10 protein-coding genes are annotated in these 13,186 nt (G+C 41.9%); 2 read left to right on the top strand and 8 right to left on the bottom strand.

Features of this window, described 5'->3' with window-relative positions:
* Nucleotides 1–290: 290 nt before the first annotated feature.
* Nucleotides 291–767 carry a T9SS type A sorting domain-containing protein gene (locus ACYPWY_RS14615; RefSeq protein WP_459686286.1) on the bottom strand — a complete coding sequence of 159 codons (477 nt, stop codon included), beginning with the start codon at nt 765–767 and terminating at the stop codon, nt 291–293.
* A gap of 205 nt (nt 768–972) precedes the next feature.
* On the opposite strand from ACYPWY_RS14615, the gene ppc reads away from it, so the two are divergent.
* Nucleotides 973–3,609 carry a phosphoenolpyruvate carboxylase gene (gene ppc / locus ACYPWY_RS14610; protein WP_459686285.1) on the top strand — a complete coding sequence of 879 codons (2,637 nt, stop codon included), beginning with the start codon at nt 973–975 and terminating at the stop codon, nt 3,607–3,609.
* A 191-nt stretch (nt 3,610–3,800) separates the two neighbouring features.
* Here ppc and ACYPWY_RS14605 read toward each other — a convergent pair whose 3' ends face one another.
* The 7 genes from ACYPWY_RS14605 to ACYPWY_RS14575 all read right to left on the bottom strand — a co-directional run bounded on the left by ACYPWY_RS14605 (nt 3,801) and on the right by ACYPWY_RS14575 (nt 12,397).
* A complete protein-coding gene (locus tag ACYPWY_RS14605) occupies nt 3,801–4,883 on the bottom strand; it encodes a type II toxin-antitoxin system HipA family toxin (RefSeq protein ID WP_459686284.1) in 1,083 nt (360 codons plus the stop codon).
* The gene (locus tag ACYPWY_RS14600) at nt 4,876–5,193 is read right to left on the bottom strand and encodes a helix-turn-helix domain-containing protein (protein WP_459686283.1); all 318 of its coding nucleotides are present in this window, start codon (nt 5,191–5,193) and stop codon (nt 4,876–4,878) included. Before ACYPWY_RS14600 ends, ACYPWY_RS14605 begins: the two co-directional genes overlap by 8 nt.
* A gap of 179 nt (nt 5,194–5,372) precedes the next feature.
* Entirely contained in the window at nt 5,373–6,518 is a 1,146-nt protein-coding gene (locus ACYPWY_RS14595) for an endonuclease/exonuclease/phosphatase family protein (protein WP_459686282.1), read from the bottom strand.
* A gap of 177 nt (nt 6,519–6,695) precedes the next feature.
* Complete coding sequence (locus tag ACYPWY_RS14590; RefSeq protein WP_459686281.1) at nt 6,696–7,823, bottom strand: Fic family protein; 1,128 nt, start codon at nt 7,821–7,823, stop codon at nt 6,696–6,698.
* A 254-nt stretch (nt 7,824–8,077) separates the two neighbouring features.
* The gene (locus ACYPWY_RS14585; RefSeq protein WP_459686280.1) at nt 8,078–8,710 is read right to left on the bottom strand and encodes an ExbD/TolR family protein; all 633 of its coding nucleotides are present in this window, start codon (nt 8,708–8,710) and stop codon (nt 8,078–8,080) included.
* Nucleotides 8,711–8,803: 93 nt separating this feature from the next.
* A complete protein-coding gene (locus tag ACYPWY_RS14580; RefSeq protein WP_459686279.1) occupies nt 8,804–11,197 on the bottom strand; it encodes a tetratricopeptide repeat protein in 2,394 nt (797 codons plus the stop codon).
* A 12-nt stretch (nt 11,198–11,209) separates the two neighbouring features.
* Nucleotides 11,210–12,397 (bottom strand): hypothetical protein, encoded by a 1,188-nt coding sequence (locus ACYPWY_RS14575; RefSeq protein ID WP_459686278.1) that lies wholly within the window; start codon nt 12,395–12,397, stop codon nt 11,210–11,212.
* A gap of 281 nt (nt 12,398–12,678) precedes the next feature.
* On the opposite strand from ACYPWY_RS14575, the gene rnpA reads away from it, so the two are divergent.
* Nucleotides 12,679–13,083 carry a ribonuclease P protein component gene (gene rnpA / locus ACYPWY_RS14570; RefSeq protein WP_459686277.1) on the top strand — a complete coding sequence of 135 codons (405 nt, stop codon included), beginning with the start codon at nt 12,679–12,681 and terminating at the stop codon, nt 13,081–13,083.
* Nucleotides 13,084–13,186: the final 103 nt, after the last annotated feature.

Below are 13,186 nucleotides of genomic sequence, written 5' to 3'. Positions count from 1 at the left end.
TATTCGACCAAAGCGGATGCAAAAGTAATGCACTTATTCGCCCTTTCCAAATTATTTTGAGAGTTTTTTATAATGTTTTTTCAACTCAACAATTATCTTATTAATTATTAGATTGTTAGAAAAAATATATTTTGTGCTCTGAGTAAAAAATTCATAGAATAACACACGGATTATACTGAATAAACGGAATAATAAATCATCTACATTATATAACATTGATAATTAGAGGTATGTAAAACAACCTTGTGTTTATCCGTTTGTTCTGTGTAATCCGTGTGCTTGCTATTACGTTACTCTACTATAAGCCGTTGAGTATGTATCCGGCCCGACTGGTCGGTGATTTTCAGCAAATACAAACCGTTTTGAGCGATATTCAGTTCGGACAATGTTGCCGAAAGTGCATTATTTAATTTACCGGAATAAATTAACCGGCCCGAAGCATCGTAAACAGCTATTGTTTGGGGGCTAATTCCCTCGCCGAAGCGGAAAGAAACCGCCGTACTGGCCGGATTGGGATAAATAATGAACGCATCATTCGATTCGGAAAGCGTTTCGGGAGTTATGGACAGCGCTGTTTTCAGGTCGAAGCTCTTTGTATCGCCATCCACAAATTTGTACAGCCCGCATGATCCCAATATCCACAATGCGCCACCGGCATCGAACTCCAAATAACCGACTGCACAATCAATGGGACGGCCGTAGTCGGTGAAAGTTGTGCCATCGAACTTCAGCAGGTTGCCAGCGGATACCACCCACAAGTTGCCCAAGGCATCTTTCTTTACCTGGCGAACTTCATTGGAGGGAAGATGCGTTTGCCCTGTATTAAAAATGGCGGTATTTTTTAACTATATTTACTTGCAAATCAACTGAATACAATCAAAATAAAATATTTTATAAACAATCGCATTATTCAATTGTTCTATTTTGTATCTTTACCTTTCTTAATTGGTGTCTCACGTAAATTTAGTATATATGAATAATTCTCCAACATTAATGCAGCAGAACATCAAGATGCTGGGCGATTTCCTGGGTCAAACCATCAAGGAAGCGCTGGGCGAAGAGGTGTTTGGCCGCATCGAAAACATAAGAAGGTTGTCCAAGTCTTCATACGAAGGAAACGACGAAGCCCACCAATCGTTGGTAGAAACCTTGCAGAATCTGCCCAACGAGGAATTTCTGCCGGTGGCAAAGGCTTTTAACCAATTCCTGAACCTGACCAATACCGCGGAACAGTACGACACGGTTTCGCCTCATGCTTTGGGGAAAGACAATCCGGTGGATTTTACGAAAGTTTATACAAGGCTGAAGGAAAAAAATATCAGCGACGAAGATATTATCAAGGCTATCGACAACATCTCTATTGATTTGGTGCTGACGGCTCACCCAACCGAAATCAACAGGCGGTCGCTTATCAACAACCTCAACGAGGTGAGCGATTGCATTCAGCAATTAGACCACGACGACCTGGCCGATTACAAAAAAGACCAGATCAGTCGCCGCCTCAAACAATTGATTGTGCAGTATTGGTACACCGACGAAATCAGGCAAAACCGCCCGACCCCCAACGAGGAGGCCAAATGGGGATACGATGTTGTACAAAACAGCCTTTGGGAGGCCGTACCTGCGCTTCTGCGCGAGTTGAACAAGCAATTGGAGGAAACGTTTGAGTATATGCTGCCGGTGGATGCCCGCCCGATTCATTTCTCGTCGTGGATGGGAGGAGACCGGGACGGAAATCCGAATGTAACATCGAAAGTAACGCACGACGTACTGTTGCAGAGCCGCGAGAGAGCCGCCAGTTTGTTTTTACAGGACATCGAAATTTTGGTGAAAGAGTTGTCCATGTCGAACTGTACGCCGGAATTCAGGGCTTACTTGGGAAATTATGATGTGCAAGAACCCTATCGCGAGCTGATGAAAAGGCTCCGCAGCCGGTTGAAAGAAACGATTAGCTACATAAACTGCCAGATTGCAGGTAAACAAGCCGGACTGACAGATAACATCCTGATTCACAACGACCAGCTATGGGAACCTTTGTATGCCTGTTACCAATCGCTTGTGGCATCGGGCATGTCGATGATTGCCAACGATAAACTGCTCGACACATTAAGAAGGGTGAAATGCTTCGGCTTAACCCTCGTACAAATAGACATCCGGCAAGAAAGCACACGGCACACCGAAGCGCTTTCGGAACTGACAAAATATGTGGGACTGGGCGATTACGAATCGTGGACGGAAGAGGAGAAATTAGCCTTCCTGATTAAGGAACTCAATTCAAAACGCCCCTTAATTCCCCACAACTGGAATCCAAGTCCCGAAACAAAAGAAGTGCTGGACACCTGCAAGGTTATCGCCCAAACGCCACAGGGAGCCATACCGGCATACATCATATCAATGACGCGCACGCCATCGGATATTTTGGCCGTGCACCTTTTGCTGAAAGAAACCGACTGTCCCTACCACTTACCGGTAGCGCCCTTGTTTGAAACGCTGAACGACTTGAACAATGCCGACAGCATCATGACCCGTCTGTTGAACATCAACTGGTATCGGGGCGTTATCAAAGGGAAACAAATGGTGATGATTGGGTATTCCGACTCATCGAAAGATGCCGGTTCGCTGGCAGCAGGATGGGCGCAATACCGTTCGCAGGAAGCGCTGATAAAAACCTGCAAGGAAGCAGGAATTGTACTCACCCTGTTCCACGGACGCGGAGGTACAATCGGACGTGGAGGCGGTCCGGCCAAAGTAGCCTTGTTCTCGCAACCGCCCGGCTCGCTGCAAGGCGGATTGCGCGTTACCGAACAGGGCGAAATGATTCGCTTCAAACTCGGATTGCCCGATTTGGCTATTCATACCCTGACGCTTTATGTTGACGCCATCCTCGAAGCCAACCTGCTTCCCCCACCCGCTCCCAAAGATGAGTGGCGGAAGGCAATGAATGAGCTATCGGATATATCGTGCGAGGTGTATCAGGGGCTGGTGAAATACAATCCCGATTTCATCCCCTACTTCTATCAGGCAACTCCCGAAGCCGAACTGGCGAAGTTGCCCCTGGGTTCGCGTCCGGCCAAACGCCGCCCCACCGGAGGCATCGAAAGCCTGCGGGCTATTCCGTGGATATTCGGCTGGTCGCAAAACCGGCTGATGTTGCCGGCATGGCTGGGAGCAGGCGAAAGTCTGCAAAAACTGATAGACGAAGGCAAACTGGCCACTTTGGAAACAATGTATCAGGACTGGCCATTCTTCAATACGCGAATAAGTATGCTGGAAATGGTTTTTGCCAAAGCCGACACACGAACCGCCCAATATTACGACCAGCGGTTGGTAGAACCCAATCTTCAACACCTGGGACAACAGCTACGACAAAGTTTGACAAACGATATAAAAACCGTACTGAAAATTTCGCACGACAATGTGTTAATGGAAAGCCTGCCCGGAATAGCCGAAAATATCGCCATGCGGAATATCTACACCAACCCGTTGAATGTGTTGCAGGTAGAACTGCTGTCGCGTTGCCGCAAGGAAGAAAATCCCTCGCCCGAACTGCAACAGGCGTTGATGGTAACCATATCGGGCATCGCCGCCGGAACACGCAATACGGGATGATTTTTTTGAATTGAGAATTGAGAATTTCTTGATATTCGCACACAGATTACACGGAACGAACAGATTAACACGGTTTTCTTTGTTCAGACTGGGTCTTGTTTGATTGGATTTGCAATCCAATCGCATTGATTACTAGCATTATAAATCCGCATGAAACAAGGCAAACTTTTTTGGAAGGCTAAACTTAATACTTAATTCTCCTTAACGAGTTTATTTATTTCCTGTATTATTTCGGTTGCCCGTTGTTTGTTCAGTTTAACTTTCTCGGCAACGGCCATTATATCGTTAACTGATGGTTCGCCGTTGTTATTTATGGTCGTCGTATGGAAGCCATTAAATCCGTTGCTTGGTAAAAGGTCATAAGCAGGAGAAAGTTTCCATTCCCCATCAATTAGCTGGAAAGAGAAATTTTTTGCATGATCATCACGGTTTTTGATGGCTACATTAAACACCATCTGACGGAAAAGGGCATACACTTCCTCCATGTTTTTAGTCAGGATATGGCATAATTGCAGCAAATCGCCATAATCGAGGCTTGGAATCCGGTAGTCGGCATTCAACAAGCCTGCTGCGCTTACCGTGTGAATTTTGCCTTTCGGAGTTCTATCAAACCGCTCTACTCCGAAATATTTTCCTTCAAACAGCCTTGTTTCGGGCATCTTGATACCACATCTCTTGGCAAGCAGGGAATATTCATACTCTATCTGTCCAACATTTGCCGGATCGAGTGTCGCTTTAAATTTGACGAGCCATTCTTTACCATCCATTGTTACAAAAACCTTCGGCCTTGCTCCGCCGGAAGAGCCTCCATATTTGTATAATGTATCCAGAGAGTCTCCATCATTATTGCTTGTAAGTATCTGCTCGGCTTCGGTAGCCAAATTATCTAAATTAATGATTTCGTCCGCCGTTGTTCCAGTATAATCGGGGCGGTATTCCAAAGCGCCTCGTCCCTTGCCACCGACTAAAGCTAATCGTTGAAGAATAGTGAGCTTAGCCGGTTCAACACCTTTGCTTTTGAGGTATCTGTCGAGAATGAGATTGCCCCAACCGTCGGGCAAACTGTCGTCGAATACCCCAAATCCTCCATCAAAAGGAGTACGTTTTGCAATGAATAGTTCGGATTTGAGGGGAAGGTTGAACGGAGAAATAGAATTTCCCGATAACAAATAAGCGGTATCATATTCAAACGCACAGAGAGAATCGAGGGTCAAAGCAAGCCGACCGACCTTCGCGCCGTTCATAAACACTTCAATTACTTTTATTTCATTCATTGCGCGAGCCTCTCTTTCTTTTTTTTACTTCCTGCGTTTTCAGTAGTTCATCCATACTTTGATATGCTTTTTTTGCAAATAACTCAGCAAACCCTTCCGTGTCATCCAAGGCAATAGCGCATAGCGCCAGATTGCGAAGCGTAAATTCTCCCGTATTCTCAAATTTACGATACGCATCATATCCAACGCCTGCACGTTTGGCAAAAGCCTTTTGTGTGAGGTTTTTTTCGAGCCTTCTTTCTTTAACTCTTTCAGCAATTTCTTTCAGTATAGCATCTGGAGTTGAATTTATAATTGTGTCAATATACATAATTATATTTATAAGAACGTCTTTATTGTGGATTTATACACAATTACAAATGTAAGAAGAATAATTAACTTCAACAATATTTTTGGAATATGTTTTTAGGGCAAATCTTCCAAAATAAGAAGCATCCACTTTTAACTTTATAGCAAATGGAGGAGAAAATACACGTACGCCAGCAGCTTTCAAATCCCCTCCAACGAGAGATACGACCAAATGGGATAGTGGTCGGAATACTTCACATGTCCTACCTCGCAGTTGTAGGATTGGATGTTTTGTGTGTGTATGATGTAGTCGATGCGTAGCAGGATGCCGTTTTCGTGATAGGTGATGCCCAGTCCCTTGCCTGTTGTTTTAAACGAATCGGTGAAATTCCCCTTTATTGTTTGGTAGGCGTACGATAGCGGCGTGTCGTTGAAATCGCCGCAGACAATCATGGCATGGGTGTTTTCGCGCTGCTTTTTTATGTGGGCTGCAATAATATTGGCCTGTGCTTCACGCGCCAGAAAAGCCGGTTCCATCCGCAGTTGTACTGTTCGCGCCATGTCGTCAATCATTTCGCCGTTTTTTCTCAAAACCAGTTCCTTGAACAGTTGCTTATCCTCGGCTGTAATGCGGTTCGATTCGAGGTGATTGTTGACAATGGTTATCCGCTTTTTTCCGATACGGATTTCGTACATCGCCGAGCCGTTGAAAGCGCTTTCGATGGGTATGCGGGCAACTTTGTGTATCGGGAATTTTGAGTAACACGCCAAACCGTATATCGTAGAATTATCCGTGTCGCCCAACCTGATTACCGTACGATAGGGATAATCCGACATAATATCGTCGAATTCATCCAGAGATATAATTTTTTTTCGGCGTTTTTTCTCCTCCACGGCAAATTCCTGCAAGCAAATGATGTCGGCATTGCTCGTTGCCATGTATTCCAAAATGGGATTCTTGCGGGCAGTATCTCCTTCCAGCCAGTCGAATCCGCGCACATTGTACGACATCACCTTGATGCAATCGGCAGGAATGAGGGCTGTTTTTTCGTGTATCGGCAAATAGGTCAAAATAGCATTCCAGCAAAAAGCCAAAGCAACTACCTGAACAACAATGTATTTCCACCGCCAGAAAACAATCCACAACAGCAAATACGCAATGTTCAGCGCCAGCAGAACCGGAAATCCAAGTCCCAGATACGAAATATAAATAAGCGAAGAGGGCGCTGTATCCGGCGACTTGGCAGCAAGTAAAAGCAACAGTATAGCCACCAAATTAGTCGCAAAAACCGTGTATTTTAATCCTTTACTGAATTTTATAGCCAAATATTTAGCCTTGAAAGTCATCCGTTTGTAAGCATTTAGTATTACAAAAGTAGTATTTAATTGGCGGATTAAAAAAAGCCCCCCCGCCCCCCGTAGGGGGGATTCAAAAGCCTCCCCTACGGGGAGGTTGGAGGGGCTTTAATGTAATTTGCTACCACAAACTCATCGAGTTTTTCTTCTACAAATGCTTTGCTTTGTTCATAATGTTTCAAATAGTTTCATATACGGCTCAAACGAATAAAGTTTATTTCGCTGTGCACCGGTTATTTCTCTTAAAATTTCTCGTTTTTCCAAATCGGCTATCAAATTATAAGCCGTTTGGGGTGTTTTGTTGATTATAGTAATGGTTTCGGCAGGCGATATAATTGGTTTTTTGTATAAATAATCAAGCAAAATCCGCGCATCTGTACTGCGTTTTCCCAATTCGTCAAACTGCTTTTCGATACTGTTTTTCAGTTGCATTACGGCATCTAATGTTTCCACGCCTTTTTTTGCTGTTTCCACTACGCCCGTCAAAAAAAATTTAAGCCATTGTATCACATCATTATTCGTTCTCATTCTTGTCAAATTGTCGTAATATAATAATCGGTTACGCTCAAAAAAATCGGACAAATAAAGTATTGGTCGTTTCAAAATGCCTTTACTCACAAGATAAAGCGTTATCAACAACCGTCCTGTTCTTCCGTTGCCATCAAGAAAAGGGTGTATCGTTTCAAATTGATAATGAATGAGTGCAATTTTGATTAAATCGGGAATATTGTCTGTTGTTTGATTGGCAAAAAACTCAATATCAGACATTAATGCGTCTATTTCGGTATGCACAGGCGGAATAAAAACGGCATCAGTTAGCGTTGCACCGCCAATCCAATTCTGACTGCGGCGAAATTCCCCCGGTTGTTTGTGCTGTCCGCGCACCCCATGCAGCAGCACTTTATGAGTTTGCTTTATAAGACGGGTAGAAAAAGGCAATCTGTGTAACGAATTAATCGCCTCGTTCATCGCCAAAATATAATTTTGTACCTCTTCCCAATCATCGTGTTTTTCGATATTTATGTCGGATTTTTTCAAAAATGCCTCTTCCATATTGGTTTGCGTGCCTTCTATGCGAGACGATTGCGTTGCCTCTTTGGCAATGTGCATCTGAATGAACAAATCAATATCAACATATTCGGAATACATATCCAAACGCCCCAACTGTCGGTCGGCTTGACTCAACAACGAAAGTACAGGCATATTGTCAATAACCCAATTTCGATTTAACGGCGCAGGTGTAAAACTTTTGTATCCCATTTGTGTAATGTATGTTCCTGATTTAAAATTTTTCATCTCTAATCTTTCTCAGTTTTTTTGTGCAAAGATACCGCTTATTCTAAAAATGTAGAAGTATCTTAGAATAAAAAATCCATTATTCTAACAATGATAGCAAAAATTAGAATAAGAAAGGTTTTAATCTAATTTTTTCTTAACCAATATCGTAATCGCAATGGGTGTTCGACTTCCTGATCCTCCAAAAGCTTTTACTTTTTCCTTTCTCCTTTTGGAGAAAGTACCCGTAGGGGGATAGAGGTTGGGAGAAACTTTTACCTAAGCGCTGCCAGCGCCGTTTTTTCCTTGTAATTTGCTAGCACAAACTCATCGCCTTTTTCTACATCCACGATAGCGTATTTGCCGATGTTGCACAGCTGCATTTCGTCGAGCACATCTACCAGATTTTTGTACGAAGCCGCATCTGTTGGCTTTACCATCACCGTAATGCCGTCCTTCGATTTGCGTATGTCGCCGATCCTTGCCTTGTATTCGTCTTGTGTGATTTCTTTGTTCATCAGTTGTTGTTTCAGGATACGCGATTTGGCCATTTGCGCCTCGTTGCGACCGAGCAATACGCTGCGAAGCCCGTCCTTACTGTAATCGGTAACCTTCAGCGATGCACAATCCTCGTAATTGGGCTTTCCGAAATAGTAATAGACTTTATCTTCCTCGCCAAGTATCAACGTAACGGTTTTCGATTCGGCTGCGACTGTACCTTCACCCTCCTTTGTCGGTACTACAATATCCATCACCTGCGGTATGCTCAACGTGGTGCAAAACATAAAGAAGGTAATCAACAACATATTCATATCCACCATGGGGGTAAAATCTACCCTCAGATTCATTTTGGCAGGTTTGTTCCTTCTACCCGTCCTTTTTCCGTCATTTACATCTATTGCTGCCATGATAATTTATTTTCTAGGGTTAAACTTCCGCTCTTTACCACATAGAGTAATATAATTATGCGGATTCCATAAACCCATAGTATTTTTTTCTTATCATTGTGCATACCTTTTCTGTTCCTCTTCTATTTTTTCCAAAACCTCATCTACCGTACTTTGTAATTCCGGCGGAATGCGCAACTGCAAATTGTTTTCGGTTTCCTTACCGTTTAATATCTGGCTGGCATAATACAACACGGTATATTGCTCCTGCAAACGCCGACCGAACTCCTCATGATGAAACAGCTTATCAACCAAACTTTTTTGATAATGAACAAGCAAGCGCTCTATAAAAAATGCATTTTCTTTGTTTTCTCTACAAACAATTATTGCCCTGTTTTCAATATCATTAAATACGCCAGCCCATATTTCTATAAGGATTTTACCAATTTCCAGCCCTTCATATTTTCCAATATATTGCTTTACTTGTTCTTTGTTTTTGTTTTGAAAATAATACATCAACGCCAAATTGTACATGGCCCCAACATTACCGTTTTCAATTGCCTGCAAATAATACTTCTCGGTTAAATCGAATTTTTCTTGATTATTGTACAAAAGTCCTAAATTGAACATGGCCTTAACATCACCTTTTTCAATGGCCTGCAAATAATACTGTTCGGCTAAATCATATTTTTCTTGATTAGCGTACAAAAGGCCTAAATTGTACATGGCCCCAACATCACCGTTTTCAATGGCCTGCAACCAATACTTTTCGGCTAAATCGTATTTTTCTTGATTAGCGTACAAAAGGGCTAAATTGTACATGGCCTTAACATGTCCTTTTTCAACTGCCTGCAAATAATACTGTTCGGCTAAATCGAATTTTTCTTGATTAGCGTACAAAACTCCTAAATTGGACATGGTATCAACATGCCCTTTTTCAATGGCCTGCAAATAATACTGTTCGGCGTCATCGTATTGTTTTTCGTCATAGCAGATAGCTCCGTGAATAGCTTCTTTCCATCCATCTGCTTCATTTTCAATAGAATTTACTAATTTATGAGCTTTTGTAAAGTCTTTTTTATTAATACAGTTGTCTATTTCTTCAGCTATTTCCTCCATAGTATCGGGTAAAGGAGTTAAAGAATTATTCGCGGTATTTTTTAATTCGGCCCTTGTTAATTTTATCATTTCATCGCGATCAGAAATACTTATATATTTACTTTGGCATAGCGCTTTGGTGAGCATAAGGGCTGCATTGCCTGTGATTTTATGTTCCCTTAATTTGTCAATATGTTGGCGTGCCATATCTTGTAAATCCTGCCTGTCGTACCATACTTCGAGAAACTCGCTCATCCAGCGGGCCTTGCGCTTTTGGTCGGGATTGCCCTGTGTAACAATTAACCACATATTAAAAAACCGTTCGGCTATGCGGTAGAGGTTATTGCGCTTATCGGTGGCGATGGTTTCTACTATCCCCCTGTCGGTAAGTGTTTTAAGGTGGGCTGCAACCAATTTGCTTTCCATGCGGCAACGCTCGGCAATTTCTTTTGTGGCTGCCGCTTCCCACATAAAAGCCATTTCGAGCAAAATTTTTCGCATTGGTGGCTGCTGATTAAACAATCGCTCTTGATACAAAGGCGTAACTTCGTCCATTACTTTTCTCAAAAACGTCGTTTCTGCCGATTTTTCGTTTTGCATCACTATTTTCAGGAAAAACAGCATGGTTCGCGGCAGTCCGTCCGTAAGCAAGCGAATGGTTTCTACCTTTCCGGGGAATTTTTGTAAGAAATCATTGATCGTTTTTCTTTCCGCATCGTCAAAATCCGGTGAATCGCTCCAATATTTCAGCAACTTAAAAGTTTCCTCACTACTTAATGTTTCCAGGCGATGGCGGCGGAAAAATTCGTAAAACGGTTGGTCGTATTGCCAGAAATGTTCGTCCATTCGGGCGCTTGCCACAATAAATACAAGGTCGTGATAATTGATCAGCGTTTCTCTCAACAAATTGCCGTCATCGTCCAAATTGCCTGCAATCCGGTCGAAATTATCCAGCAGCAACACGGCTTTTTTCTTCTTATGCTCGCAAAAATGGTGAATTTCGCCATACAAATAGCGCGTATATGCCTGTTCGTCATCAAATTCATGAAAATTTTTTGTCTCCTGTTTTTCTTCGGAGCGACAATACAACTCCTGCAAAACCTGTTCCCACAAATCCATCAGGCGGTAAATTCCAGCTTGTTCTTCCGCCGGATTTACGGGGATATACTTGGCGTTAAGTTTCTCGTTTTCGGATATTTCCACCTCGATGCGCTTCAGTAGAGTCGATTTTCCACTGCCACGTCTGCCCAAAATCAATTCGTGTTGAATGGAGTCGCCCGATTTTCTGTTTTTTAACGAAGAGATAATAGTTTCGTATTCAGCCCTGCGGACAATAAAGCCCTTTGTTATTCTTTCGTAATCGGCCGTTGAATTGTAATCGACATTTGAATTTTGATATACTGACAACATAATTTTCAGCTATTAGGCATTATAAACTGGGTTATTATTTTTCCAAAACGCGCTCAAAAATGGCGACATAAACCGGTATTGCTCACCCACTTTGGTAATATAACCGTCTTTTTCCAAATCCTGAACAAACGCCATATAATCGGCAGTTTTGTCGTGTTTTACGGCTTTGTTGTAAATTTCCTGCAAGCTAATCCGTTCTTTGTGTGCCGTATGAATGAGTATTTCATTTACAAAATCAAAATCCGCTTTCGGCATGTAATCTTGCAAACGCTTTTTCCAGTCCATAAAATAAGCGCTGGTTTTTACTATGGTATCAAACGCAGTATCAATATGTTCCATTCTAATCTCAGGATTATTGGCTTTTCTTGCCTGCTTATTTATTTCATCAAGCAGCAGATTGATGAAATAGGGTGCGAAATACTGTATTTTGCCGAGTAAATACTGTTTCAGTTCCGTTGTATAAGTTACTGTTGCATCAGCCGTAGCCCAATCAATATAACCATACGCCTCTATGTTGGATAATGGGTAAAAATCAATTGTTTTCAAATCATTCAAATCCGAATTTCTTGTTTCAATTTTTTCCACCACATAATGAATACCAACCGAACCGGCAAGCACAAACTTTACTTTTCTATTCATTTCGGGTTGCTGACGCCAATGTCGTAAATTTTTAAGAATAGCTTTGGCGTCTTCATTATTTGTTTTGCTAATCCCAAACAGTACTTCGGGTAGTTCATCCAACAGTAGAATAATGTTTTCAATATCCTGATTTTCACTTATTTCTGTGAGCAAAGTGTTTGTTGCTCTCAAAGAATCAGCAGGTTTGTTGTCAAACTCTACTCCATCAGTACCTATCTTTTTTATTGATTTGGTTTCCCATAAATTTTCAAGCCATTTTTTTGCCTTTTTCGTTGTATTCAAGCAAGTCAGGAGTAAGGTATAGATTCGTTCATAAAATTCGCTTGCCGACTTTATTCCCTGAATATTTTGAAAAATCAAATTATAGTCTGCTATCGGCTGCTCTTCCATATATTGCATCACCGAAGTTTTTCCTACACGGCGTGGCGCAGCAAGCAAAACAGAATTGCCTTTTTTCAATTCGGTCCAAACTTGTTCTATAATATCGTTGCGTTTATAAAATTCGCGACCTGTGGCAACATTGCCAATAATGATTTTAGGGTCTATCCAATTTTCACTCATGATTTCATTTTTTTAGTTTGACAATAAACTTACTGCTTAAATAATTTAGCAGTAAATTCGCTGCTAAATTTAGCTGACAGCAAATTTACTGCTAAATTTCAAATCTCCAACTATTTTTCTAAAAAAATGAAGGAAATTTCGTTGACAGGCCTTCAAACCCATTCAGAAGGGATAAAGAAATAAGAATAAGAGCGTATTTGGCCTTTCGGAGGGTTAAATGCGGATTCCATAAACCCATAGTATTTTTTTCTTCTTATCTTTGTCCATCGTTACTCAACAAAATGGATACAGAAAAAAAGACGCTCAGCAAACAAGAACGAATAAACGGAACCAAGCGGATCGACCTGCTTTTTTCGACTGGGGATTCCTTTATTGCCTATCCCCTCCGCATTGTCTATACCAAACGGGCGAAGGGTGATACCGGAGTGTCGGTGATGGTTAGCGTGTCGAAAAAGAAATTTAAACGGGCGGTGAAACGCAACAGGGTGAAACGGCTTGTCCGCGAAGCTTTTCGCTTGAATAAGGCAAGCTTTCGGAACCTGAGCCAACAATACGAAGCCGGGCTTGATATAGCCTTCCTGTTTCTGAAAAACGAATTGCCCGATTTCAAAGAAATAGAAAGCGCCATGCTGAAAACGGCAGCCCTCCTCGAAAATAAATTGAGAAACTGTTTAAATTTATTATAATTATTTGATTTTCAGTTGATTAATTGGATATTATTTTGTATCTTTATGATTATCAACCAAATAATTATAAAGGATGAGCAAAACCAATTATCCAACTAACCTA

The sequence above is a fragment of the Viscerimonas tarda genome, from assembly GCF_054601255.1.
Note: the sequence above shows the minus strand (reverse complement) of the source record. Positions and strands in the feature narration are given on the sequence as shown.

What these genes read in the sequence shown, in the direction of transcription:
- ppc (WP_459686285.1), top strand. Translation starts at nt 973, where the DNA reads ATGAATAATTCTCCAACATTAATGCAGCAGAACATCAAGATGCTGGGC.
- ACYPWY_RS14605 (WP_459686284.1), bottom strand. Translation starts at nt 4,883, where the DNA reads ATGAATGAAATAAAAGTAATTGAAGTGTTTATGAACGGCGCGAAGGTC.
- ACYPWY_RS14600 (WP_459686283.1), bottom strand. Translation starts at nt 5,193, where the DNA reads ATGTATATTGACACAATTATAAATTCAACTCCAGATGCTATACTGAAA.
- ACYPWY_RS14595 (WP_459686282.1), bottom strand. Translation starts at nt 6,518, where the DNA reads ATGACTTTCAAGGCTAAATATTTGGCTATAAAATTCAGTAAAGGATTA.
- ACYPWY_RS14590 (WP_459686281.1), bottom strand. Translation starts at nt 7,823, where the DNA reads ATGAAAAATTTTAAATCAGGAACATACATTACACAAATGGGATACAAA.
- ACYPWY_RS14585 (WP_459686280.1), bottom strand. Translation starts at nt 8,710, where the DNA reads ATGGCAGCAATAGATGTAAATGACGGAAAAAGGACGGGTAGAAGGAAC.
- ACYPWY_RS14580 (WP_459686279.1), bottom strand. Translation starts at nt 11,197, where the DNA reads ATGTTGTCAGTATATCAAAATTCAAATGTCGATTACAATTCAACGGCC.
- ACYPWY_RS14575 (WP_459686278.1), bottom strand. Translation starts at nt 12,397, where the DNA reads ATGAGTGAAAATTGGATAGACCCTAAAATCATTATTGGCAATGTTGCC.
- rnpA (WP_459686277.1), top strand. Translation starts at nt 12,679, where the DNA reads ATGGATACAGAAAAAAAGACGCTCAGCAAACAAGAACGAATAAACGGA.